The sequence below is a fragment of the Albidovulum marisflavi genome (genome assembly GCF_025751435.1).
Taxonomy (GTDB): domain Bacteria; phylum Pseudomonadota; class Alphaproteobacteria; order Rhodobacterales; family Rhodobacteraceae; genus Albidovulum; species Albidovulum marisflavi.
Genome location: NZ_JAOWKY010000001.1, coordinates 801495 through 824708 on the forward strand (window position 1 = coordinate 801495; position 23214 = coordinate 824708).

Here is a 23214-nt window from a genome sequence, read left to right on the forward strand (position 1 = left end):
GATCACTCCTTCCGGCTGGCCAAAGCGTTGACGGCGGCCACGGTGATGGCCGAACCACCCAGCCGTCCCTTTACGATGACCGAGGGCGCAGGCAGGTCCTCCATCAGCGCGTCCTTGGATTCTGCCGCGCCCACGAAGCCGACCGGGCAGCCGATGATCGCCGCGGGGCGCGGGCAGGCGGGGTCTTCCAGCATGTTCAGAAGGTGGAACAGCGCTGTCGGCGCGTTGCCGATGGCAACCACAGCGCCATCCAGATACGGCCGCCAAAGTTCCAGCGCGGCCGCTGAACGGGTGTTGCCCATCTCGCGCGCCATCTCTGCCACCCGCGGGTCGTGCAGAGTGCAGATGACCTCGTTTCCGGCGGGCAGACGCGGCCTCGTGATCCCTTCGCTGACCATGCGCGCGTCGCACAGGATCGGCGCGCCCGCTTCCAGCGCAGCGCGCGCCGCGATGGCCATGCCGGGGGAAAAGCGCACATGCTCCTCCAGCCCCACCATTCCCGCAGCGTGGATCATGCGAACGACGACGACCTCTTCCTCAGGGGTGAAACGGGCCAGGTCGGCCTCGGCGCGGATTGTGGCGAAGCTCTCAAGGTAAATCGCGGCGCCGTCGGTCTGGTAGCTATGAGGCATTTTCGGTCTCGAACAAGGAATCTGGATTTGCGGCTAGGGTCTGGGTCGACAGCCCGGTCGCCGAGGGCGTTCCGGCGGCGGTGCCGCCGAGGATAAGGTCGACGGTGCCGTCCGCGCGCCCCACCAGCGTGCGCGGCGCCGGTCCGGGGTGGGCGCAGCCCTTTGCGCATCCCGACACATGCAGCAGCGCGCCTTCTGGCAGCGCTGGCGCCAGGGCACGGGCAAGCGCGCGCGTGCCGATCAGGGCCTGCGGACAGCCGGGCGCACCGGTGCAGGCGGTTACGCGCAGCAGCGGATCGTCGGCTTTCGTGATCAGTCCGGGAAAGTCCGGCGCGGCGGTTGCCCCTTCGATCAGCAGCATTCGCCAGGGCGTGACCCGCAGCGCCCCGAAGTCGGCCAGCGCGGCAAGGGTTTCGGACCGCATCTGCCCGAACTCGAACCCGACCATATATCCCCGGCCCACCGAGCCGGGTGCCGGCGCGGGCGTGACTGTGCGGGGCATAGCGGGCGTTTCGAGGAAGGCATCGGGCAGGATGACGCCGCGCGCGATGTGAGACGCCATGCGCCCTCGCCCGTCGGGTGCGCCGCCGGTTTGCAGGAACCAGCGGGCAAGCTCGACCGCACGGTCCGCGACGGTGTCGATCGTCGCGCTTGCGCCGGTCCCGAGCGCGTCCGCACGGACCAGCAGCCCGCCGGGCGCGGCCTCGATCCTGATGTCGGCCGAAACGCCGGACAAGACGGGTTCGGCGCCGCAGTCGACGGCGTAACCGAACTTTCCGGGCGTCGCGGGCGCACCCGGCGCGGTCAGCGCGTCGGCCAGTCGCGCGACGACATCCTGCACAACATCGCCGTCCTGCCAGAACGGGGTCACGACGATGTTGCGGCGGCTTTCGGCCTCGGTCGATTCGTCGATGAGCCCAAGGTCCGACAGTCCCTGGATCAATGGAGCATGCCTGTCTTCACCGACCCCGCGAAGCTGGATGTTGGCGCGCGCCGAAAGGTCGATCAGCCCGTTGCCGTAGCGCGCGGACAATTCCGCGATACCCTTGGCCTGGGCGGAGGTCAGACGGCCGCCGCGCGTGCGCACCCGCACAACCAGCCCATCGCCCGACATCATCGGACGCAGCGCGCCCGGACACCAGCCCTGAATGATCGGCGCGCTCATGTTGACCCTCCCATCGCAATGGAATTCCGGCGTGTCACCCAAAGCCCCGAATCGCGCAACGCGGCAAAGCGGTCGCGCATGGCCTGCAGGGCCGCGGGGTTTTCCCGCTCCATGAACGCCACGACGTCGTCCCGGCCAAGGGTGGCTTCGTGATAAAGATCGAACAGGTGGGCGGGAACCACGCGCGCCAGATGCGCGAAGGCCGCCATGTGATCCAGGGTCGCGGCAATCTCGGCGGCGCCGCGGAAGCCGTGGTTCATCATCCCGTCGGCCCAGTTCGGGTTCGAGGCGCGCGCACGCACGACGCGTCCGATCTCTTCGCCGACCGTACGGGCGCGCGGGTTGTCGGGGCGGGTCGCATCCAGATGGTAGAGCGCGGGCGCGTCCTTGCCCAACCGCGCGGCGGCGGCGGCAAAGCCGCCCTCATGCGCGGCATAGTCGGAGGCCAGCAGCAGGTCGGTTTCGACCAGGTCCTGCACATGGACAAACCCGTCGGCATCCAGCACCCGCCGTTCTAGCGCCTGCCGCTCCTGCCGCGCGCCGCCCGACTGGTCCAGCGCCCATTCCGAGCCGGAAAGCCATGCCTCGCCAGCAGCAAGCCTGCCCTCGGGGCCATAGTCCTCGATCGCCTCTCCCATCGACAGGCCGTAGAGTCCGGGCTTGGGGCCGAAGACGCGGGGGGTGGCGGTCAGGTAGGGGTTGTCCTCGGGCGATTCCTCCCGCGTCGCGAGGGTCGCGGAGGCGGCCTCGAACAACTGCGCAAGGCCGGGGAAGACGTCCCGGAACAGGCCCGAGACGCGCAACGTGACATCGATGCGGGGGCGGCGCAGCAGCGCCAGCGGGACCACCTCGAAGCCGGAAACGCGCTCTGACCCTTCGTCCCATTTCGGGGCAAGACCCGCCAGGTGCAGCGCCATGGCGAATTCCTCGCCCGCCGTCCGCATCGTCGCGGACCCCCACAGGTCGATGACCAGCGATTTCGGCCAGTCGCCGTGATCCTGCAGGTGGCGGCGCAACAGTTCCTCGGCCAGCTTCACGCCCTGCGCGTGGGCCGCGCGCGACGGGACGGCACGCGGGTCGGTCGTGTAAAGGTTGCGGCCCGTGGGCAACACGTCGGATCGTCCGCGGAAGGGCGACCCCGAGGGTCCCGCGTCCACCCGCGCGCCGCTCAGCGCGGCCAAAAGGCCCCGTCGTTCCTCGGCCCCGCACTGGCCGGCCCCGAAGACATGCAACCCCTCGCCGTACTGGCTTTCCTTTATGTCGCAGACGAAGCGGTCGATCCGGGTGATCGCCTCTGCCGGAGAGGCGTCTTCGGGAATGCCCAGGTCATCCTCGACGCCGCGGCCCCGCGCCTCGTCGCGGATCGCCTGGATCAGACGGTCGCGGCGCGCGGGGTCAAGGCCGTCCGCGGTCGAATATTCGTCCAGAAGCCGTTCCAGCCGGCCCAGATCCTCGGGCACCGCGCTGTCGACCAGCGGGGGCGGCAGGTGCCCGATCGTGACCGCGCCGATCCGGCGCTTGGCCTGCGCGGCCTCACCCGGATCGTTGACGATGAACGGGTAGATGACCGGCAGGGCCCCGGTCAGCGCCTCGGGCCAGCAATCGGCGGACAGGGCCACCGACTTGCCAGGCAACCACTCAAGCGTGCCGTGCGCGCCGATGTGGATCAGCGCATGCAGGCCCTGGGACCTGAGCCACATATAGAAAGCAACGTAGCCGTGGCGCGGCGTGCGGCTCAGGTCGTGGTAATCGTCGCCACGGGTCTGCACTTCACCGCGTTCGGGCTGAAGTGCGACGATGGCACTGCCGCGCCGGAGCGCGCTGAAGCGGAAGTGGCCGTCTGCCACGGCGGGATCGGCTTCGGGTTGCCCCCAGGCGGCGAAAAGCGTGTCGGACAGCGCGGGCGGCAGCGTCTTCAGCAGGTCGCGATAGGCCGAAACCGGCCAGCAGAGCGTTTCCTCTGTCAGCGCATTGCCAAGGTTTTCGCCGGGTGCGACCGAATGGCCGCCCTCTTGCAGCGCGCCCAGGACACGCTCGACCGAGGCAAGGGCATCAAGGCCCACGGCGTGCGCCAGCTGATGCGCCTTGCCGGGGTATGTCGACAGCACCAGCGCCATCCTGCGATCCTCGGCGGGCGTCCGCGACAGCCGATGCCAACCCGCGACGCGATCGGCCACGGCCGCGATCCGGCCAGGATCGGCGCGGTGGGTAAAGCGGGAATACTGAAGGTCGGGATCCTTCTTGCCCGCGCTCTTGAAGCTGGCGACGCCCGCGAAGATCCGGCCATCCACCTCGGGCAGGACGACGTGCATGGCCAGGTCCGCGGGCGACAGCCCGCGTTCGGCGCCCGCCCATTCCTTGCGTCGTGCCGTCGACAGGGCGACCTGAAAGACGGGGCATCCGGCGGCGTCGAGCGCCGAGGGCGCGCCATCGGATCCCCGCGCCGAAAACGCCGTCGCGTTCACGATCGCGGCAGGGGCCAGGCGTGCCAGCTCTGACCTGAGCCAGTGCGCCGCGCCTGCGTCCTTGAGGCTTGGCGCGAAGGCGCCCAGAGTGTCGAAGCCGCGCGCGTCCAGCGCGGCGATCAGGGCGTCGACAGGATCCGTGTCGGCCGAGGTCAGGTAGGAGCGGTAGAAGGTAACAATCGCCAGCGGCCGGTCCGTGCCGTGCGGGGCGGGGGTCACGCCGACCCCCGGCCGATACCAGCCGAAAGCGGGAACCGTCTTTTCGCCCGTCACGGGGCCTGCGTATAGTCCCGCCGCCAGCGCCATCTGCTGCAGCGCCGCCTGCGCGGCGACGGCGCCGCCCGCGTCGCACAGCGTCTGAAGCCGCCGAAGCGTGGATTTCGGCAGGGTGGAAAGCTCGTCCAGGCGCGGATCCTCGCGCCCGTCCGCGGGCAGAATCGCCAGCGCGATGCCGTTGCGCCGGGCCAGATCCTGCACCTGCGCCAGCCCGTAGGGCCAGTAGCTTTCACCACCGATCAGTCGGATAAGGATGCCCTTGGCACCCGACAACGTCCGCTCGGCATAGGTGTCAACAGACAGCGGATGGCGCAAGGCGACCAGGTTGGCCAGCCGAAGGGGCGGCAGCTTGCCCGCCGCGCGATGCCAGCCTGCCGCGAAGGCTCCAAGGTCGCTGTCGGAAAACGAAAGCGCCACCAACTCGGCCGGATCCTGGCCAAGGTCGGTGGGCGTTTCGGTTTCCTCGAGCCCGTGGCTTTCGCGGAAGACGACATGCATCGCGGATCAGACCCCTGCGGCTTCCGGCACCAGGACCGCGCGGATCGCGGCTGGGTCGACGTCATCGTGTTCGCCGATGACGACAAGTTTCGAGACGCGCGGCGCGTCGCCCCAAGGCCTGTCGAACTGCGCGCGCACGCGTTCGCCCACGGCCTGCACCAGAAGGCGCATCGGCTTGCCGGTCACGGCGACGTAACCCTTGACGCGCAGGATGTTCTGTTCGCGGGCAAGGCGCACGATCGCGCCCTTCAGCGCCTCGGCGTCGGCCACTTCGGGAAGGTCGATCACCACCGTGTCGAAGTCGTCGTGTTCGTGGTCGTCATGCCCGTCGTGATGCGAGGGGCGCGCGTCCAGGTCGTCCTCGGCGGCGGCGCCAAGACCCAGGATCACCGCCGGATCGATCCGCCCCTCTTCCATCGCGAGGATCGGCAGCTTGCGCGGCGCCTCGGCCTCGATCACCGCGCGCGCGGCGGCAAGGCCGCTGTCCCCCGCGAGGTCCGCCTTGGACAGCAGCACGATGTCGGCGCAGGCGATCTGGTCCTCGAACACCTCGGACAGCGGTGTTTCGTGATCGATGCTGTCGTCAGCCTCGCGCTGGGCCTGAACCGCATCGACGTCGGGCGCGAACCGGCCCGCGGCGACCGCCTCGGCATCGGCCAGAGCGATGACGCCGTCCACGGTGATGCGCGAACGGATCGCAGGCCAGTCGAAGGCCTTCAAGAGCGGCTTGGGCAGCGCAAGCCCAGAGGTCTCGATCAGGATGTGGTCGGGACGCTGCGGCAGCGCCATCAGCGCCTCGATCGTCGGGATGAAGTCGTCGGCGACGGTGCAGCAGATGCAGCCGTTCGCAAGTTCGACGATATTCTCCGCCGGGCAGTTTTCGTCGGCGCAGGATTTCAGGATGTCGCCATCAACGCCCACGGTTCCGAATTCGTTGACCAGAACCGCCAGCCGCTTGCCCTGCGGGTTCTGCATCAGGTGGCGGATCAGCGTGGTCTTGCCCGCGCCCAGAAAGCCGGTGATGACGGTGACGGGGATTTTCGACAGGTCGGACATTCAGCTCTCCATCGGGGGAATACGGGCAAGCGACTGCTTGCGGAAGATCACGGGGCGGTCGCGCCAGGGCACAAGGCCGTCTTCGGTGGCCGCATAGGCGGCGGCGCCGGCAAGAATGTCCGCGACATGCGCGTCGGGATCCATCCCGCGGTAGACGTAGGACCATCGGCCGGGACCGGTCAGGGCGATGTTGCAGCCGTGGTCGCAGGCCGAAAGGCATTCCACCGGCACGATGCGCACGCCCGCGGGCGCGCCGGCCTGTTCCAGCGCTGCCATCAGGCGCGCGCCGGGGCGCACCTCACCCTCCGCGATGGGTTGTCCCATCCGGCAGGTCGTGCAGACATGAATCGTCACGGTCATTTTTTCGTCCTTCCTTGCGCCGAAGGGGGGACCCGCGGGGACATCCTGCGATGTCCGGGCCGGTCGCGGAACACCCCGTCCGCCGTCGCGTATCCTTCATGCTGGCAGGTCTCCCGGCTTGCGGATGTCGGGGCCTGTCACGGCCCCGGCGGCCCCGCCCCCTTCCCGGCATCTGCCAGTGGACTTGGGGGGCCTCTCCGGTCACGGTCGCGGGGGCGGCTGCGCTTCGGCGCCGGACCCCGAAAGGTCGCAAAGCCTGTCGCATTCCCTCTTCGCCTGCCATATGACAGGAACCAGCACCGCATCCCCTGAGGCATGGGTGCCCCCTTGTCAAGCAACGGAAGGGACCATGACAGAGCAGAAAGCGACCCATCCCGAAGAAGAGGCCCTTCGCCATGCCCAGAAGATGGCAAAGAAGAAGGCCGCGCGCGACAAGATCATGGCCACGAAAGAGGGCGAAAAGGGCCTGATCATCGTCCATACCGGGGCTGGAAAGGGCAAGAGTTCTTCCGCGTTCGGGATGATTCTGCGCTGCATCGCGCATCAAATGCCCTGCGCGGTCGTGCAATTCATCAAGGGCGCATGGTCGACCGGGGAACGCACCCTGATCGAGGCGCATTTCGGCGACCTGTGCCAGTTCTACGCCATGGGCGAGGGCTTCACCTGGGAAACCCAGGACAAGGACCGCGACATCGCCGCGGCCCGTCGCGGCTGGGAAAAGGCCAAGGAACTGATCCGCGATGAAAACAACCGCATGGTGGTGCTGGATGAGATCAACATTGCGCTGCGCTACGATTACCTGCCGATCACCGAGGTGGTGGAGTTCCTTGCGACCGAGAAACCCGCGATGACGCATGTGGTGCTGACAGGACGCAATGCCAAGGAAGAGCTGATCGAGATCGCGGACCTGGTGACCGAGATGACGCTGGTCAAGCACCCGTTCCGGTCGGGGATCAAGGGCCAGAAGGGCGTGGAGTTCTAGGGGCCAGGCCGGGGGCGCTGCCCCCGGACCCCCGGGATATTTGGGAAAAGAAGAAGGGATGGGCGCGGTGAAGGCGCTGATGATCCAGGGCTGCGGCTCGAATGTCGGCAAATCGCTTCTGGTCGCGGGGCTTGCGCGCGCGGCATTGCGGCGGGGGATCTCGGTCGCGCCGTTCAAGCCGCAGAACATGTCGAACAACGCGGCGGTGACCGTGGACGGGGGCGAAATCGGGCGGGCGCAGGCGCTTCAGGCGCTGGCGTCGGGGCTTGAGCCGCATACCGACATGAACCCCGTGCTGCTGAAACCGGAAACCGACACCGGCGCGCAGGTGGTGGTGCAGGGGCGGCGGCTGACGACGGTGCGGGCGCGCGACTACGCGGCGCTGAAGCCGCAGCTGATGGAGCGCGTACAGGAAAGCTTTTTGCGTCTGAAGGCCGGGCATGACCTGGTCATCGTCGAAGGCGCGGGCAGCCCGGCCGAGGTCAACCTGCGCCGGGGCGACATTGCGAACATGGGATTTGCGCGGGCGGCGGATGTGCCGGTGATCCTGGCCGGGGACATCGACCGTGGCGGCGTGATCGCGCAGATCATCGGGACGCAGGCGGTGCTGGACCCCGACGATGCCAGGATGGTCGCGGGCTTCCTGATCAACAAGTTCCGGGGGGATCCGAGCCTTTTCGACGATGGCTACCGGCTGATCGAGGCGCGGACGGGCTGGCGCGGGTACGGAGTGCTGCCCTATTTCCCCGACGCCTCGAAGCTTCCGGCGGAAGATGCGCTGGATCTGGGCGGGCGCGATGCGGGCGGACCCTTGAAGGTTGCCTGCCTCGCGTTTTCGCGGATCGCGAATTTCGACGATCTTGACCCGTTGAAGGTCGAGCCTTCCGTCAGCCTGACGATGGTCCGCGCGGGGCAGGCGATCCCCGGTGATGCCGCGCTTGTCATCCTGCCGGGCTCGAAATCGACGCGCGGTGATCTGGCCTTCTTGCGGGAGCAGGGTTGGGACATCGATCTTGCCGCGCATGTGCGCCGAGGTGGCCATGTTCTTGGCATCTGCGGAGGCTACCAGATGCTTGGCCGCATGATCGCCGATCCTGACGGGATCGAGGGGCCGGTGGGCAAGACGCCGGGTCTTGGCCTTCTGGACGTCGAAACGGTCATGACGCCGGACAAGCGGCTGACCCGCACCGCAGCCGTCCATGCCGAGACCGGCGCCGCGATGGATGGCTACGAGATCCACATCGGCCGGACGGAAGGTGCGGACCGGGCGCGGCCCTTCGCGCTGGTGGACGGCCAGCCGGAGGGCGCGGTTTCAGCCGACGGCCGCATCGCGGGCAGCTACCTGCATGGGATGTTTTCGGGCGACGCGTTCCGCGCGGCCTACCTTGCGCGGCTTGGCGTCGCCTCGTCGGCGCGCTACGGGGCAGGCGTCGAGGCCACGCTGGATGCGCTGGCCGATCACATGGAGGCGCATTTGGACGTCGAGGGGCTTCTGGCGCTTGCCCGGTGACCGGCTAGCGGACCATCCATTCGGTCGGTTCGTTTTCCTGCCAGCCCGTGCGGTGCAGAAGCGGGGTGTGGTCGGTGAACTCGGGCCAGCCCAGACACAGGTAGGCGCTGAATTCCCACCCCTCGGGCGTGTCGAACAAGGCTTCGATCGCGGAGGGTTCAAGGATCGAGACCATCCCCAGCCCCAGGTTTTCGGCCCGCGCGGCCAGCCACAGCGTGTGGATGGCCATCGCGGTTGACTGGTGCAGCGTCTCGGGCATGGTCCTGCGGCCAAGTCCGCGTCCTGCCGCGGGTTCCGTTTCGGTGAAGACCGCCAGGTGTTCCGGAGCGGCATCCAGCCCGGCAAGCTTCAGGCGCAGGTACTCCGAACGGGTCGCGTCATCGTAGGATGAGGCGGCATCGGCGTTGCAGCGTTCGAAGACGGAGCGGACCGAGGCGCGAAGACCGGCATCCTTGACGCGGATCACGCGCCAGGGCCGGGCGTTCCCGACCGAGGGCGCCGCGGCCATGGCGTGCCGCAGGCGCTGCAGCACGTCTTCTGGCACGGGGTCGATCCTGAAGTGCCGCACATCGCGCCGCCATTTCAGGATCTGCGACAGGATCTGGGCCTGTTCGGAGGTGAAGTTCATCTGCGTTCCGCTCCCCGCAGGGCCGTTTCAAGCCGTGCCCATTCATCCGCGCCGCCGGGCAGTCCCAGGCGCAGCCATTCTTGCGAATATGGAAATCGGCGCGACCAGATGTGATGCCGCGCCAGGAATGTCTGTGCCCCTGCCGCGTCGTCGGTGTCGTAGAGCCGGAAGAGCGTGGTGCCGCCGACGCTTGCCCACCCCGCGGCAGAGGCGATCGCGTCGAGCCTTTCGGCCTCATCCGCGAGCCGTGCGATCGTGTCGGCCGCCCAGTCGCCATCGGACAATGCGGCCTGGCCGATGGCGATCGCCGCGCCGCAGACTGGCCATGGACCGGCCATGTCCGAAAGCCGCGCGATTTCGGCGGGCGCGCCCAGGATGAAGCCAAGGCGCAGGCCCGCAAGCCCATAGAACTTGCCGAAGGAGCGCAGCACGAAAAGCCCGGCCCGGCCCGCATGTGGGGCCACCGAAAGCTCCGGGCAGGGATCGGCAAAGCTCTCGTCGACCACAAGCCGCCCCACACGCCCTGCAAGCGCCAACACCCCTTCCGGTGAGGTCTGCCGCCCGTCAGGGTTGTTCGGGTTCACGATCACGGCCAGGTCGGCCCCGGCAAGATCGTCGAGGGCCGGCACATCCTCCACCTGCCAACCTGCATTGCGCAGGGCCGCCGCGTGTTCGTTATAGGTGGGGGAAAGGACACGCGCGCAACCGGGTGGGCCCAGTCGCGGGATCATCTGGATTGCCGCCTGGGCGCCTGCGACGGCCAAGACCGCCGCCGGTGTCGCATAGGCAGCCGATGCGACACTTGCCAGGTCGGACTGCGCGCGGCGCGTTGGCAGATCCGTCCACGCGCTGGGGGGCAGGGGCGGAACCGGATAGGGAACGCGATTGATGCCGGTCGACAGGTCGATCCAGTCCGCGGCCGTTCCGCCGTAGGTCTCGATCGCCTGGTCCAGGTTGCCCCCGTGATCCCTCATGACAGCACCCACCCTGTCAACGCCAGAAGCGCGGTCAGCCCGGCAAGAAGCGCCACCATCTTCCTGAACAGGCCTAGCCCGCGCGCCAGGTCGGTGGCGTCGGGATCGGGTGCGCCGGCGTTGACCCAAGGCTCCTGCGCGATCCGGTCTGCGTAGACGCGCGGACCAGACAGGCGAATGCCAAGCGCGCCGGCCATCGCCGCTTCGGGCCACCCCGCATTCGGAGATCGGTGACGGCGCGCGTCGCGCATCATCACGGCGACCCCGCTGCGCCAGCGCCCGGACACCGCCGCCAGGAAAAGACCCGTCAGGCGGGCCGGAATGAGGTTCGCGACATCGTCGATCCGCGCTGCGGCCCAGCCAAAGGCCTCATGCCGCGGGGTGCGGTGGCCGATCATCGAATCAAGCGTGTTGATCGCCTTGTAGCCGACGATGCCGGGCAGGCCGAAGACCATGCCCCAGAACCACGGCGCGACGACGCCGTCGGATGCGTTTTCCGAAAGACTTTCCATGGCGGCGCGGGCGACGCCGGCGCCGTCAAGCTGGTTCGGGTCGCGGCCCACGATCATCGCGACCGCCTGCCGCGCGCCGTCAAGGTCGCCCCGCCAAAGGGGACGCGCCACCGCCTGAACGTGATCGTGCAGCGAGCGGGAGGCAAGGAACGGCCAGGCAAGAATCCCTTCGATCAGGACGCCCAGCCACCCGCCCGGCAGCAGGTTGGTGACGATCACCGCAATTTCCACGCAGACGCCGATGACGGCCAGCGCGGCGATCAGCCCGGCGAGTTTCCGGCGAAGAGGATCGGTTTCGTCGATGTTGAGCCAGCTGTCCAGGCGGTCGATAAGGCGGCCGATCCAGGTCACGGGATGGCCGATCCAGCGAAAGAGCCACGCGGGCCATCCCACCGCCGCATCGATCAGAAGCGCCACCAGCATTGCCGCCATGTCATCCCCCCACGCGAAACCGGACCGGCCGGCGGAAACCCGCGGCGCGCAGGCGCGTCCGCCAGTCCTTTGGCACCGTTCGGGGCGCAAATAGCAAGGCGCGCGCGGCTCCGGTATGGGCAATCGCATGCCCCAATGCACCAAGTTCGAGGGAAAGGTCCTGGGTCGGGTCGTCCTGCGGACCGCGCAGCGACAGCGTCCGCCTTGCGGATTCGCTGCTGATCCGTGCAAGTGCGTCGGCGCGGCCATCAAGGACAGCGCCTTTCCAGAGGGGCAGCAGGTCCGAGATGTCGGCAAAGCGCGTATCGCGCGGATCGGTCCGCTGCATTGGACCGAAGAAACCGCCCACGACGTCGAAGGCGGGCAGCGGTCCGGTACGATCCATCGCCGAGCCGATGCGCGACGCCCAGATCAGCTGCTCGGGCGAGGGAAACATCAGCGGGTCGCTTGCCCCTTCGCAGGCGATGCAGGCGCGGGCCAGATCCTCTGGCGTCCCGGTCCATCCCGACAGCCGCGCCAGCGCGACCAGCGCTGCGGTCGAGGCGCCAGCGCCCCCGCCCAAGGGCATGGTCGCGGCCAGGGTGTACCGACCGGATGGCGCTCTGCCGATCGCCGACAAAAGGCGGCGCGCGCGTTCCGGGGTGGCAAGCCGCTGGCCTTGCCCGTGAACATGAAGGCCGGCTGCCGGCTGCACCCGTCCCCGGACGGCGAATGCGGGGCAGGGCATCGTCACCAGGACGACCGGCCCGAATGGTCCAAGCCGTCCCTGAAGGAATTCGCCGAAATGGCCCGCGACGCGGACGCTGCGCGTGCTCATGCCGCGGTCCAGTTGACGGAGATGATGCTGAACCCACCGCCCGCAAGGGGACGGAGCCGGGTCACCGACAGCGGCGCGACTTCGAAGGCCAGCGCCGTGCTTGGCGATGAGAGCGCGTGCGCCAGGCCCGCGCGCACGATTCCCGCATGGGCAACGACCGCCACCCGTCCCGCAAGAGACGCAGCCCGTTCCAGCGCGGGTGCCGCCCTTTGGCACAGATCCTCGAAACTTTCGCCTGCGGGTGGCCGGTGGGCGGCAAGCGCCGCGCCCGACAAGGCGCCGATATCGGGAAGGTCGCTGTAGGGCAGGCCATCCCAGCCGCCGAAGTCCTGCTCCCAGAGCGCTTCATCCTGCGTGGCCCCGGCCTCGGGCCAAAGCGCCGCCAGCGTCTGGCGGCAGCGTAGCGCCGGGCTGACCAGGAAGTGATCCGGAGTGCCGATCGCCTGGCAGAGCGAGGTGATGCCCTTGGTGTCGCCAAGGTCCGCGGGCACGTCTGTCCGCCCGCACAGCCGCCCACCGGTGATCGCAGGCGCGTGGCGGATCAAAATCAACTCTGTCGCCTGTCCGCGCCGCACTGTCGCATTCCCTCTTTCGTGACGGGCCCGTTTCTGCTTTGAGACCGGACCATGAGCAAGACGATATTGATCACCGGGGGCGCCCGATCGGGCAAAAGCGGCATCGCCGAGACGATCGCGCTGAGTCTCGCGCCCCGCGCCGTCTATATCGCCACCGCCGAAGTGCGCGATCAGGAAATGGCCAGCCGCGTCGCTTTGCACCAGGAACGCCGCGGCGAGGAATGGTCGACCCTTGCCGAACCGCTGGACCTGGCCGGGGCGCTGGCGGCAACCGACGGGCAGGGGCCGCGCCTTGTGGATTGCCTGACGCTCTGGCTGACGAACCTGATGCTGGGGGGGCATGACTGGCGTGCCGCTGGACGCGCGCTGGCCGAGGCCCTGCCCGCGCAAACGGACCCTGTCATCTTCGTGACGAACGAGGTTGGCAGCGGTATAGTGCCCGACAACGCCCTTGCCCGCGAGTTCCGCGACGCGGCCGGGCTTCTGAATCAATGGATCGCCGCCGCCTCGGATGAGGTTATCCTGGCCGTTTCCGGCCTGCCGCTGAAAGTGAAATGACATGAGCCTGCCCTCCATATCCTCGCTGGCCGAGATCCCCGCTCTGATCGAAGCGCTGCCCGCCGCGGACGCCGCCGCAGCCGAAGCCGCGCGTGCGCGGCAGAACTCCTTGACCAAGCCGCCCGGATCGCTGGGCAGGCTCGAGCAACTGGCCGAGTTCATGGCAACCTGGCGCGGCACCGGACGGCCCGAGATCTGGCGCGCGCAGGCGTTGGTCTTTGCCGGTAATCACGGCATCTGCGCACAGGGCGTGAATCCCTATCCGCAGGAAGTGACGGCGCAGATGGTCGCCAACTTCGAAAGCGGCGGGGCGGCGATCAACCAGCTTTGCGCGGTGAACGGTGCCGATCTGACGGTGATCGCACTGGAACTGGGGCGTCCGACGGCCGATTTCACGCAAGGCCCCGCGATGTCGGAAACCGATTGCCTCGATGCGTTCTGGCAGGGCGCCTCGGCGGTCGATGAAGGCGCGGATGTGCTTGTCCTGGGGGAAATGGGTATCGGCAACTCGACCGTCGCGGCCGCGCTTGCCTCGGCCTGCTTCGGCGGGCCGGTGGCCGAATGGGTCGGACCCGGCACTGGGTCCGACAAGGCGGGAATCACGCGCAAGATCGACGCGATCGAGCGCGGGCTGAAGCGCCACGAAGCGCTTCTTGGCAACCCGATGGCGATTCTTGCCGCGCTGGGCGGGCGTGAACAGGCCGCGATCTGCGGCGCGGTGATGGCGGCACGCGCGGCGCGCATCCCCGTAATCCTTGACGGATTCATCTGCACGGCGGCGGCGGCTGTTCTTTATGCCGCCGACAAGCGGTTGCTGGATCACTGCCTTGTCGGCCACACCTCGGCCGAGCCGGGCCACCGCAAGCTTCTGGCGGCGATCCACAAGCGGCCGGTCCTGGAATTCGACATGCGCCTTGGCGAAGGCTCGGGCGCGGCCCTTGCGCTTGGCATCCTGCGCGCCGCGCTGGCGTGTCACAACGGCATGGCCACCTTCGGTGAAGCCGGCGTGTCAGAGGCATGATGCGCGACCGGGGCATCGGGATACGGCTGGACGAGGTTCGGCTTGCGCTGATGCTTCTCACACGGTTCCCCGTGGGCGGCTTCGCGGGTGTTGTGCCCTCGATGTCCGCGTCGGCCTGGGCCTGGCCCCTGGCCGGGGTCGCCGTCGGCGCAGTTGCCGCGGGGGGGCTTGCCCTGGCGCAGGGCCTGGGCCTGCCGCCGCCGGCCGCGGCGCTGCTTGCCCTGGCTGTGGGTGCGCTTTGCACCGGGGCGATGCATGAGGATGGCCTGGCTGACCTGGCCGATGGTTTCGGCGGTGGCGCGACCCGTGAGCGCAAGCTTGAGATCATGCGCGACAGCCGGATCGGCAGTTATGGCGTCGTCGCGCTTGTCCTGTCCCTGGGGTTCCGCGCCACGGCCATCGCAGCACTTTTCGGCGGCGGCGCGGGTTGGGCCCTGATCGGCCTTGCCGCCGTCACCCGCGCGATGCTGCCCACCGCTCTCGTGCTGCTGCCCGCGGCACGGTCCGACGGTCTGGGAAATGCCGCGGTTGGTGACGAGACGCCCGCCATTCCGGCGCTTGCGGTCGGGTTCCTGTGTCTTTTGCCGCTTGGCCTTGGCGCTGCGGTGGTCGTTTTCGGCGCTGTCGCCTTGGCGTCCGTTGGCCTTGGCCTGCTGGCACGGCGGCAGATCGGCGGCCAGACGGGCGATGTCCTGGGCGCCATGCAGCAGGCTGGCGAGATCGCAGGATGGGCCGCGCTGCTTTTCCTTGCGGCGTGACGACCGAGTTTCATCAAACCAGGGCCTGAATCTAGCGCTGGGCCTGCAAAGGCTTATTCCAAGCCCTCTTTATTTTTGATCAAAAGTTTGCCAAAAGCGCCTGAGCTTCTCAGGAGAGTCGCATGGCCCCGAATTCCGACATGATCGCCGGTGTGAACCGCGCCCGTCTGCAAGCCTTTGCCGAGCGCGAACAGCGCCGCTTCGCAAAGTCCCGTCCGCTGACCCGCAAGGCGCTGGAAAAGGGGGCAGAGGCCTATCTGGACGGCGTTCCGATGCACTGGATGCGCGACTGGCCCATGCCCTTCCCCATGCTGGTGGCCGAGGCCAGCGGCGCGCGCCTGACCGATCTGGACGGCTACGGGATGGATGATTTCTGCCTGGGTGATACCGGCTCGATGTTCGGCCATTCGCCCGCGCCGGTCGCCAAGGCGATCCGCAAGCAGGCCCGCAACGGGCTGACCTACATGCTGCCGACCGAAGCGGCACTGACGGCGGGCCGCCTTCTGTCCGAGCGCTTCGGGGATTTCCGCTGGCAGATCGCGACGACGGCGACGGACGCCAATCGCTTCGCGCTCAGGGTTGCCCGTGCGGTCACGGGCCGGCCCAAGGTACTGGTCTTCCACGGCTGCTACCATGGCACCGTAGACGACGCGATGGTTGAACTGGACGCCGGAAAGACCCGCACGCGTCCCGGCCTTGTGGGGCAGGTCACGGATCTGTCGACGCTGGCGGTTTCATGCGAGTTCAACGATCTTGAAGGGGTCGAGGCCGCGCTGAAAGGCGGCCAGATCGCCGCGATCCTGACCGAACCCGTGATGACCAATTCCTGCATGGTCCTGCCCGACCCGGGGTTCCTTGAGGGGCTGCGAGCGCTTTCAACCCGATACGGCGCGCTTCTGATCATCGACGAAACCCACACGATCTCATCCGGCCTGGGCGGCTATACGGGCGTACACGGGCTTGACCCGGATATCTTCGTCGTCGGCAAATGCGTCGCGGGCGGGATGCCGACGGCTGTCTGGGGCCTTAGGCCCAAGGTGGCCGAAGCGTTCCGGGCCTATGACGACGCCCGTCCTGCAGGCCATTCCGGCATGGGCACGACCCTTTCGGCCAACCCGATGCAGTTCGCCTGCCTGGTCGCGAACCTGTCAGAGGTGATGACGGCGGAAAACTACGCCCACATGGAAAAAGGCGCGAAGCGGCTGCACGCCGGACTGTCCCGGGTGATCGAGACGCACAAGGCGCCCTGGCACGTTGTCCGCGTCGGCGCGCGTGTGGAATTCATCTGCGCACCCGGCCCGCTGAGGAACGGTACCGAAGCCGCCAAGGCCCATGTTCACGAGGTCGAGGCGGCGCTTCACACCGGGCTCTTGAACCGTGGCTGCCTGATCGCGCCGTTCCACAACATGATGCTGGTCAGCCCGGTGACCAAGAAGCGCCAGATCGACCGCCTGATCGGCGCCTTCGATGAAATCCTGACCGAACTTTTCGCCTGAGGACGACCATGACACAGACCTGCCCCTCGGGCGCGACCCTTGCCGAAGCCGAAGCCTTTCTGGATGCGCATCCCGAGATCGAGGCCTTCGACATCGTCCTGCACGATTCAAACGGGATCGGGCGCGGCAAGATCATCCGTCGCCACGAATTGCTGTCGGTCTACAAGTCTGGCCGACACATGCCGATTTCGATCCTCGGCCTTGATATCTGCGGCGAGGACGTCCACGAAACCGGCCTGATCTGGGACCAGGGGGATGGCGACCTGCGCGCCTGGCCGATCCCGGGAACGCTGAAGCCGCTTCACAATACGCTGCCGCCGCGAGGCGAGGTTTTCCTTTCGCTATATGAACTGGACGGCACCCCGATGACCTCGGACCCGCGCCATGCGCTGCAGCGGCAGGTTGATCTTTTGGCCGCCGAAGGGCTGCGGCCCGCGGCCGCGTTCGAACTGGAATTCTTCCTCCTGGCCAGGGACCGCGGCGCGGACGGCAAGGTTCAGCCCGCCCATGACGTTCTGGACGGACGTCATTCCCGCAAGACCGAGGTCTATTCGGTCGATCACCTGCACGGGATGCTTCCGCTTTTCTCGGACATCTATGCGGCTGCCGAAAAGGCCGGGATCAAGGCCGAGACCATGATCTCGGAATATGCGCCGGGGCAGTATGAACTGACGCTGCACTACCGCGAGGACGTGATGCAGGCGGCGGACGACCTGATGCGGCTGAAGCGGATCGTCCGCGCCCAGGCGCGCGCCCATGGCGTGACCGCCTGCTTCATGGCCAAGCCAGTCGAGGAATACGCGGGCTCAGGCATGCATTTCCACGTCTCGCTCCAGAATGAAAAGGGCGAGAACGTCTTTGCCGAGAAGGAAGAAGGCAAGTGGACCGACACGATCCTCCACGCACTGGGCGGTATGCGGGACACGATGGCGGAATCCATGCTGGTCTTCGCCCCGCACGCCAATTCATGGCGCCGCTTCGCGAACCAGAGCTATGCGCCGGTTTCGACCAACTGGGGTGTCAACAATCGCTCGGTCGCGCTGCGCATACCGGCCGGAGAGTTGCGCGCACGGCGTATCGAACATCGGCCGTCGGGAGTGGATGCCAACCCCTATCTGGTCGCGACGACCGTGCTGGCCGCAATCCGGCATGGCTTGCGGAACCGGATCGATCCCGGCCCGGAGACCACCGGAAACGGATATGCCGACGACGATGGCGGCGCGATGCCGCGCGATTGGCGTTCCGCCATCGAAGCGGCGAAGAAATCCGCGTTCCTGAAAGATGCCCTGGGCGTCGAGATGCACCGCACGTTCACCGCCGTGAAGGCCGCGGAATATGCTCGGGTCAGTCGCACGGTTTCAGAGCTTGACTTCGACCTGTACCTGCACACCGTCTGAGCCGCACCCCCGGAAAGAAAAAGCCCGCATCCGGGGATGCGGGCCTTGTGGCTGCGGTCTGTCGCGTCAGCTCGCGCAGCGCTTGGAGGCTTCGTCCGCCGTCGCCGTGAACCCGGTGAGCGAGAACGTGTCCTGTGTCTGCGTGCCGCGCCCCGACCGCGCCTTGACCACGGCCCTGGAACCGGCCTTCATCGCCGCGACGATCTGCGCGTCCACGTCGGCACTGGGCGACCAGGCCACCTCGGGGTCGGCAGCCCCGTTCAGGAACAGCTCGAACGTCTTGCCGTCGATCTCCAGCGTGGGCGAGGAGTCCTCGGCAAAGGGGTACCCGCCCGAAAATGACACCTCGCCGGCCGAGGCGCCGGGGCGGAAGGTCACGAACAGAAGGATATCGCCGCGCCTGACCGACACCGGCTTGCCATCCTTGGTGTTCACCGTTTCGACCGGTGCCGACACGCTCCAGCATTCCTTGGGGCTTTCAGAGACATAGAAGCTCCAGTCCCCGTTGGCCGAAACGCGGTCATTGGCGGTCTGCGCGGCGGCGGCCCCCACAACTGTCGTCGCCACGACCAGACTGCCCAGAAATTTCGCTATCGTGTTCACTTTTCGCCTCCTGAAGGCTCATCCCGCCCCGCCTGACGCACTGTGCCCGCGCCTTTGCCGTGGCGGTTGCCATTTCAACCCGATAAGACAGCCTTAGCGCAATCCGGTCCAAGTCGCAAAGGGCCGTTGGCGGTTTTTCGCTGAGGAGAAAGCCCAATGAAAGCAGTGCCGATGGTGGAGTTCTGGCGGGGGGGACTCCTGGAGAGCTTGCACCATGGGCATGCCGTCATCTGCGATGCCGATGGCGCCATCGTGGAGGCTTGGGGCGACCCGGACGCGGTGATCTTTCCGCGGTCCTCGTGCAAGATGATCCAGGCGCTGCCGCTGATCGAAAGCGGTGCGGCCGACGCGTTTGGCGTGGGCGCGTCGCGCCTTGCCCTGGCCTGCGCCAGCCATCAGGGCGCGGCGGTTCACTCCGACCTGGTCACGCGCTGGCTGGCCGATCTTGGGCTGGGGGATGACGACCTGCGGTGCGGGCCGCAGATGCCGCGCGACGCCGACGCGATGAAGCATGTGCTGTGCGGTGGGGAGTCCCCCTGCCGCATCCACAACAACTGTTCGGGCAAGCATTCGGGGTTCCTGACGCTTGCGCGGCATCTGGGCGCCGGCCCCGAATACCACGAGGCCGATCACCCCGTGCAGATCGCGGTCCGGCATGCGTTCGAAGAGGTGACGGGCGTCGCATCTCCGGGCTACGGGATCGACGGGTGTTCGGCCCCCAACTTCGCCACCACGGTTCATGGCCTGGCGCGCGCCATGGCGTTCTACGCCGGCGCCGGGGACGGTTCCGACACCCGGTCGAAGGCTGCGGCGCGGTTGGTTTCGGCGATGACGGCGTTTCCTGAGCTGGTCGCGGGCGAGGGGCGCGCCTGCACCAACCTCATGCGCGCGATGGGCGGCAAGGTCGCGGTCAAGACCGGCGCCGAGGCCGTCTTCGTCGCGATCCTGCCCGAACGCAGGATGGGCATCGCGCTGAAGATACTGGACGGGGCCGAGCGTGCATCGGAGGCGGCGATCGTCGCCCTTCTGATCCGGCTTGGCGCGCTTGATCCTGGCCACCCGGTAGTCAGGCGCTATCTCAGCGGTCCGATCCGCAATCACGCCGGCCAGGCGGTGGGCGAACGGCGGCTGGCAGCGGGGTTCGCGGCCTGACCGCCGATGTGGAAGGGCCCGGTTCCGGTTGCAGCCGGGCCATGCCCTTCGCCGATGCCACGCGGTGGCTCAGTTGTCGTTGACGTCCTTTTCCCAGATCTTCGGCTTGGCGTAGTTGCGGCCGAAGAAGGCGCGCAGCACCGCCCAGCAGGCCAGCGAGGCCAGCGCAAAGACCAGAAGCAACGCCGGCAGCGACCCGCCGATGATCCCGAGGCCGAGCCCAACGCCGGTCAGCGCCGCGCCGCCGGAAAAGCCCAGGAAAATGAAACCCGGGACCGCGACCTCAAGGATCGCCAGCACCACGCCGAAGGTGATCCACACCCACCAGAGTTGCCAGAGCATCATCACAGGCGCCCTTTCAGCATCTTGAAGGCGTCACCGAAGGCATCAAGCGCCTGGGCGGGAACGATGATCATCTGCTTCCCGGTGCCCTGTCCCACGGCCGTCAGTGCCTCGACCTGCTTCAGGGCAACCTGATACTGCGCGGCCTCGATGCCGTTTTCCTTGATGGCCTTGGCGACGATTTCGGTTGCGTAAGCTTCGGCTTCGGCGGAAATCCGGCGCGCCTTGGCCTCTTGCTCGGCGGCGTAAAGATCGGCGTCGGCGCCAAGTTCGACCGCGCGTTTCTTCCCCTCGGCCTCGGTCACCTGGGCACGCCGCGCGCGTTCCGCGTTCAACTGCTGAAGCATCGCGGCGCGCGTTGCCTCGTCAAGGTTGACATCCAGCACCTCGGCCCGCGTCACCTCGATCCCCCAGTCGTCGACCATCGCGGCCACCTGTTCGCGGACCTGGGCGATCAGGCTCGCGCGGTTCGACTGGACCTGGTCCAGTTCCATCTTGCCGATCTCGCTCCGCACGATGCCTGCGACGGTCGTGGCGATGGCGCCGTCGACGTCACGGATGCGGTAGACCGTCTTTTCCGGCTCGATGATGCGATAGAAGACGCTGGTTTCGACCTTCACAAGCACGTTGTCCGAGGTGATCGCGTCCTGAAATGCGTTGGGCAACTGGCGTTCGAGGATCGAGATCTTGTGCGCGACGCGATCGAGAAAGGGCACGATGAAATTTATGCCGGGCCCCAGGACCGCGCGAAGCCGGCCAAAACGCTCGACCACGTGCTTTTCGGACTGTGGAACGATCCGGACGCCAAGGAAGATGCAAAGTATGATGAAGACAGCGACGGCCAGAAAGACCGCGTTGCCGCCAATGAGATCGTCAAATTGCATTCTCAACCCTCCGTTGCATATACGAAAGAATATGCCCCGCGTTGCGCCGTGTGAAAAGACACTGCCGGGGGGGAAACCGCTTGCCGCTCTCCCCCCTGTGCGCAGATGCAACAAAAAGGGCCGCGGCGCATGCGTCCGCGGCCCTTGATGGGATCAGGTCCTGCCTCAGCCGATCGCCGCGGCCTTGACCTCGGCATCGATGTAGGGGACGTACTGCGCGAAGTTGTCCGCGAACATGCCGACAAGCTTGCGGGCCTGCGCGTCATAGGCCGACGGGTCGGCCCAGGTCTTGCGCGGATCAAGCAGGGTGTCGTCGACGCCCGGCACGGAAACCGGGACCTCGAAGCCGAAGTTCTGGTCCTTGCGGAATTCGACCGAGTTCAGCGACCCGTCAAGTGCTGCGGTCAGCAGGGCGCGCGTCGCCTTTATCGGCATGCGCCGGCCGGTGCCGTAGGCGCCGCCGGTCCAGCCGGTGTTCACCAGCCAGCAGGTCGCGCCATGCCGCGCAATCTGTTCCTGCAGCAGCTTGCCGTAGACCTCGGGGCGGCGCGGCATGAAGGGGGCACCGAAGCAGGTCGAAAAGGTCGGGAGCGGCTCGGTCACGCCGACTTCTGTTCCCGGCGTCTTCGAGGTGAATCCCGACAGGAAGTGATACATCGCCTGCGCCGGGGTCAGCCGGGCGATCGGCGGCAGCGCGCCGTAGGCGTCGCAGGTCAGCATGATGACGTTCTTGGGATGCCCGCCAAGCCCGCTGTCCGAGGCGTTGGAGATGTAGTCCAGAGGGTAGGCGCACCGCATGTTGTCGGTGATCGAGTTGTCCTCGAAGTCAAGCTCCAGCGTTTCGGGATCGAAGACCATGTTCTCGATCACGGTGCCGAACTTGCTGGTCGTGGCAAAGATCTCGGGCTCGGCCTCGGCCGACAGGTTGATTGTCTTGGCGTAGCAGCCGCCTTCGAAGTTGAAGGTGCCCTTGCCTGACCAGCCATGTTCGTCATCGCCGATCAGGATGCGCGAAGGGTCGGCCGAAAGCGTGGTCTTGCCGGTGCCGGACAGGCCGAAGAACACGGCGGTATCGTCGGGGTTGCCGATCGCGTGGTTGGCCGAGCAGTGCATCGCCATGACGCCCTTGCCTGGAAGGATGTAGTTAAGAAGCGTGAAGACCGATTTCTTGTTTTCGCCGGCATAGGCGGTGTTCGCGATCAGGATCAGCTTGCGGTCGAAGTTCAGCGCGATGACGGTTTCCGAGCGGCAGCCATGTCGCGCCGGATCGGCCTTGAACGACGGGCAGTTGATGATCGTGAATTCGGGAATGAAGCTGTCAAGCTCCTCGCGCGAGGGCCGGCGCAGCAGGTGGCGGATGAAAAGCCCGTGCCAGGCCAGTTCGGTCACCACGCGCACGTCAAGACGGTGTTCCGGGTCGGCGCCGCCGAACAGGTCCTGAACGAAATAGTCGCGCCCCTTCATGTGCGCGACCATATCGTCATAGAGCGTGTCGAAGGCTTCGGGGGTCATTGGCTTGTTGTTTTCCCACCAGATCGACTCTTCGACCGAAGGGGTTCGCACCACGAACTTGTCCTTGGGAGAACGCCCGGTGTGGGCGCCGGTGGTCACGAGGAACGCGCCGCCCTTGCCAAGTGTGCCTTCGTCGCGCTTCAGCGCGGCTTCGATCAGCGCAGGCTCCAGCAGGTTGTAATAGACCGAGCCCAGCCCCACGATCCCTTGATCTTCCAATCGCTGCGAGGGGTTCACCCGTCCTGTAATCATCTGTCGCTCCTGGTGCCGGCATTCGGCGTCTAGACTTTACCAGTCGCACCCGGCCAATGGTGTCCCGGGCGCGCGCCGGACTGTTCGTGCGTCCGGCGCGGTCCCTATAACACGAGCTTAAAAGCAGGAACCAGAAGCCTTGCAACCAGTTAGCGCCACCATCGGCAGTTTAGCGCAACCACCGGCCCGGGCGGGCCGAGATCGCCGAAGCTGTTTCGAAAAGTGCGGCAATTCCGCAAGGATCGCGCAAAATTTCCGCTTCGCGCGCAGGAAGAAAACCCTGATTCGCAGTTAGATGTTGATTCATCTGCGCGGAAAAAGGACTATGTGGCAAAATATCGGCAGTTCATGCCAGCC

Annotated in this window: 22 protein-coding genes and 1 riboswitch; of the genes, 8 read left to right on the forward strand and 14 right to left on the reverse strand. The window is 67.1% G+C overall.

Annotation, left to right across the window (positions count from 1 at the left end; translation table 11 throughout):
* Positions 1–2 precede the first annotated feature (2 nt).
* From OEW28_RS03840 to OEW28_RS03860, 5 genes are read right to left on the reverse strand one after another with little or no spacing between them, the layout of a single operon-like run.
* Positions 3–632, reverse strand: coding sequence for a precorrin-8X methylmutase (locus OEW28_RS03840; protein ID WP_263733387.1), 630 nt, complete (start codon positions 630–632; stop codon positions 3–5).
* The gene (cobG, locus tag OEW28_RS03845; RefSeq protein WP_263733388.1) at positions 622–1797 is read right to left on the reverse strand and encodes a precorrin-3B synthase; all 1176 of its coding nucleotides are present in this window, start codon (positions 1795–1797) and stop codon (positions 622–624) included. Before cobG ends, OEW28_RS03840 begins: the two co-directional genes overlap by 11 nt.
* The gene (gene cobN / locus OEW28_RS03850) at positions 1794–5036 is read right to left on the reverse strand and encodes a cobaltochelatase subunit CobN (protein WP_263733389.1); all 3243 of its coding nucleotides are present in this window, start codon (positions 5034–5036) and stop codon (positions 1794–1796) included. The genes cobG and cobN overlap by 4 nt, the downstream gene beginning before the upstream one ends.
* Positions 5037–5042: 6 nt before the next feature.
* On the reverse strand, positions 5043–6092 hold the full coding sequence (cobW, locus tag OEW28_RS03855; protein WP_263733390.1) for a cobalamin biosynthesis protein CobW: 1050 nt from the start codon (positions 6090–6092) through the stop codon (positions 5043–5045).
* Positions 6093–6452: a DUF1636 domain-containing protein gene (locus tag OEW28_RS03860; protein ID WP_263733391.1), complete on the reverse strand. Its 360-nt coding sequence runs from the start codon at positions 6450–6452 to the stop codon at positions 6093–6095.
* A gap of 86 nt (positions 6453–6538) precedes the next feature.
* A riboswitch (cobalamin riboswitch) is annotated at positions 6539–6765 on the reverse strand.
* A gap of 36 nt (positions 6766–6801) precedes the next feature.
* On the opposite strand from OEW28_RS03860, the gene cobO reads away from it, so the two are divergent.
* Together cobO and OEW28_RS03870 are read left to right on the forward strand one after the other, a co-directional pair.
* On the forward strand, positions 6802–7434 hold the full coding sequence (gene cobO / locus OEW28_RS03865; RefSeq protein WP_263733392.1) for a cob(I)yrinic acid a,c-diamide adenosyltransferase: 633 nt from the start codon (positions 6802–6804) through the stop codon (positions 7432–7434).
* A 67-nt stretch (positions 7435–7501) separates the two neighbouring features.
* Entirely contained in the window at positions 7502–8944 is a 1443-nt protein-coding gene (locus OEW28_RS03870; protein WP_263734367.1) for a cobyric acid synthase, read from the forward strand.
* Positions 8945–8948: 4 nt separating this feature from the next.
* Here OEW28_RS03870 and bluB read toward each other — a convergent pair whose 3' ends face one another.
* The 5 genes from bluB to OEW28_RS03895 are packed head-to-tail and all read right to left on the reverse strand — an operon-like array spanning position 8949 to position 12882.
* Positions 8949–9572: a 5,6-dimethylbenzimidazole synthase gene (bluB, locus tag OEW28_RS03875; protein WP_263733393.1), complete on the reverse strand. Its 624-nt coding sequence runs from the start codon at positions 9570–9572 to the stop codon at positions 8949–8951.
* Complete coding sequence (gene cobD, locus OEW28_RS03880; protein ID WP_263733394.1) at positions 9569–10546, reverse strand: threonine-phosphate decarboxylase CobD; 978 nt, start codon at positions 10544–10546, stop codon at positions 9569–9571. The genes bluB and cobD overlap by 4 nt, the downstream gene beginning before the upstream one ends.
* On the reverse strand, positions 10543–11490 hold the full coding sequence (cbiB, locus tag OEW28_RS03885; protein WP_263733395.1) for an adenosylcobinamide-phosphate synthase CbiB: 948 nt from the start codon (positions 11488–11490) through the stop codon (positions 10543–10545). Before cbiB ends, cobD begins: the two co-directional genes overlap by 4 nt.
* Position 11491: 1 nt before the next feature.
* A complete protein-coding gene (locus OEW28_RS03890) occupies positions 11492–12307 on the reverse strand; it encodes a propanediol utilization protein (RefSeq protein WP_263733396.1) in 816 nt (271 codons plus the stop codon).
* Complete coding sequence (locus OEW28_RS03895; RefSeq protein WP_263733397.1) at positions 12304–12882, reverse strand: histidine phosphatase family protein; 579 nt, start codon at positions 12880–12882, stop codon at positions 12304–12306. The genes OEW28_RS03890 and OEW28_RS03895 overlap by 4 nt, the downstream gene beginning before the upstream one ends.
* 51 nt (positions 12883–12933) lie before the next feature.
* On the opposite strand from OEW28_RS03895, the gene cobU reads away from it, so the two are divergent.
* The 5 genes from cobU to OEW28_RS03920 all read left to right on the forward strand — a co-directional run bounded on the left by cobU (position 12934) and on the right by OEW28_RS03920 (position 18112).
* On the forward strand, positions 12934–13440 hold the full coding sequence (gene cobU / locus OEW28_RS03900) for a bifunctional adenosylcobinamide kinase/adenosylcobinamide-phosphate guanylyltransferase (protein ID WP_263733398.1): 507 nt from the start codon (positions 12934–12936) through the stop codon (positions 13438–13440).
* A 1-nt stretch (position 13441) separates the two neighbouring features.
* The gene (gene cobT / locus OEW28_RS03905) at positions 13442–14461 is read left to right on the forward strand and encodes a nicotinate-nucleotide--dimethylbenzimidazole phosphoribosyltransferase (protein ID WP_263733399.1); all 1020 of its coding nucleotides are present in this window, start codon (positions 13442–13444) and stop codon (positions 14459–14461) included.
* Positions 14461–15219, forward strand: a complete 759-nt coding sequence (locus tag OEW28_RS03910; RefSeq protein ID WP_263734368.1) for an adenosylcobinamide-GDP ribazoletransferase — start codon at positions 14461–14463, stop codon at positions 15217–15219. Before cobT ends, OEW28_RS03910 begins: the two co-directional genes overlap by 1 nt.
* Before the next feature lie 122 nt (positions 15220–15341).
* On the forward strand, positions 15342–16715 hold the full coding sequence (locus OEW28_RS03915; RefSeq protein WP_263733400.1) for an aspartate aminotransferase family protein: 1374 nt from the start codon (positions 15342–15344) through the stop codon (positions 16713–16715).
* Positions 16716–16723: 8 nt separating this feature from the next.
* A complete protein-coding gene (locus OEW28_RS03920) occupies positions 16724–18112 on the forward strand; it encodes a glutamine synthetase family protein (protein WP_263733401.1) in 1389 nt (462 codons plus the stop codon).
* Positions 18113–18178: 66 nt separating this feature from the next.
* On the opposite strand, the gene OEW28_RS03925 is transcribed toward OEW28_RS03920, so the two are convergent.
* Positions 18179–18715 carry an invasion associated locus B family protein gene (locus OEW28_RS03925; protein WP_263733402.1) on the reverse strand — a complete coding sequence of 179 codons (537 nt, stop codon included), beginning with the start codon at positions 18713–18715 and terminating at the stop codon, positions 18179–18181.
* A 156-nt stretch (positions 18716–18871) separates the two neighbouring features.
* Here OEW28_RS03925 and OEW28_RS03930 point away from each other — a divergent pair, with 156 nt between their 5' ends.
* Positions 18872–19867: an asparaginase gene (locus OEW28_RS03930; RefSeq protein WP_263733403.1), complete on the forward strand. Its 996-nt coding sequence runs from the start codon at positions 18872–18874 to the stop codon at positions 19865–19867.
* Positions 19868–19936: 69 nt separating this feature from the next.
* Here OEW28_RS03930 and OEW28_RS03935 read toward each other — a convergent pair whose 3' ends face one another.
* From OEW28_RS03935 to OEW28_RS03945, 3 genes are all read right to left on the reverse strand, one after another.
* Positions 19937–20212: an NfeD family protein gene (locus OEW28_RS03935; protein ID WP_263733404.1), complete on the reverse strand. Its 276-nt coding sequence runs from the start codon at positions 20210–20212 to the stop codon at positions 19937–19939.
* On the reverse strand, positions 20212–21093 hold the full coding sequence (locus OEW28_RS03940) for an SPFH domain-containing protein (protein WP_263733405.1): 882 nt from the start codon (positions 21091–21093) through the stop codon (positions 20212–20214). The genes OEW28_RS03935 and OEW28_RS03940 overlap by 1 nt, the downstream gene beginning before the upstream one ends.
* A gap of 165 nt (positions 21094–21258) precedes the next feature.
* The gene (locus OEW28_RS03945; RefSeq protein ID WP_263733406.1) at positions 21259–22857 is read right to left on the reverse strand and encodes a phosphoenolpyruvate carboxykinase; all 1599 of its coding nucleotides are present in this window, start codon (positions 22855–22857) and stop codon (positions 21259–21261) included.
* Positions 22858–23214 lie beyond the last annotated feature (357 nt).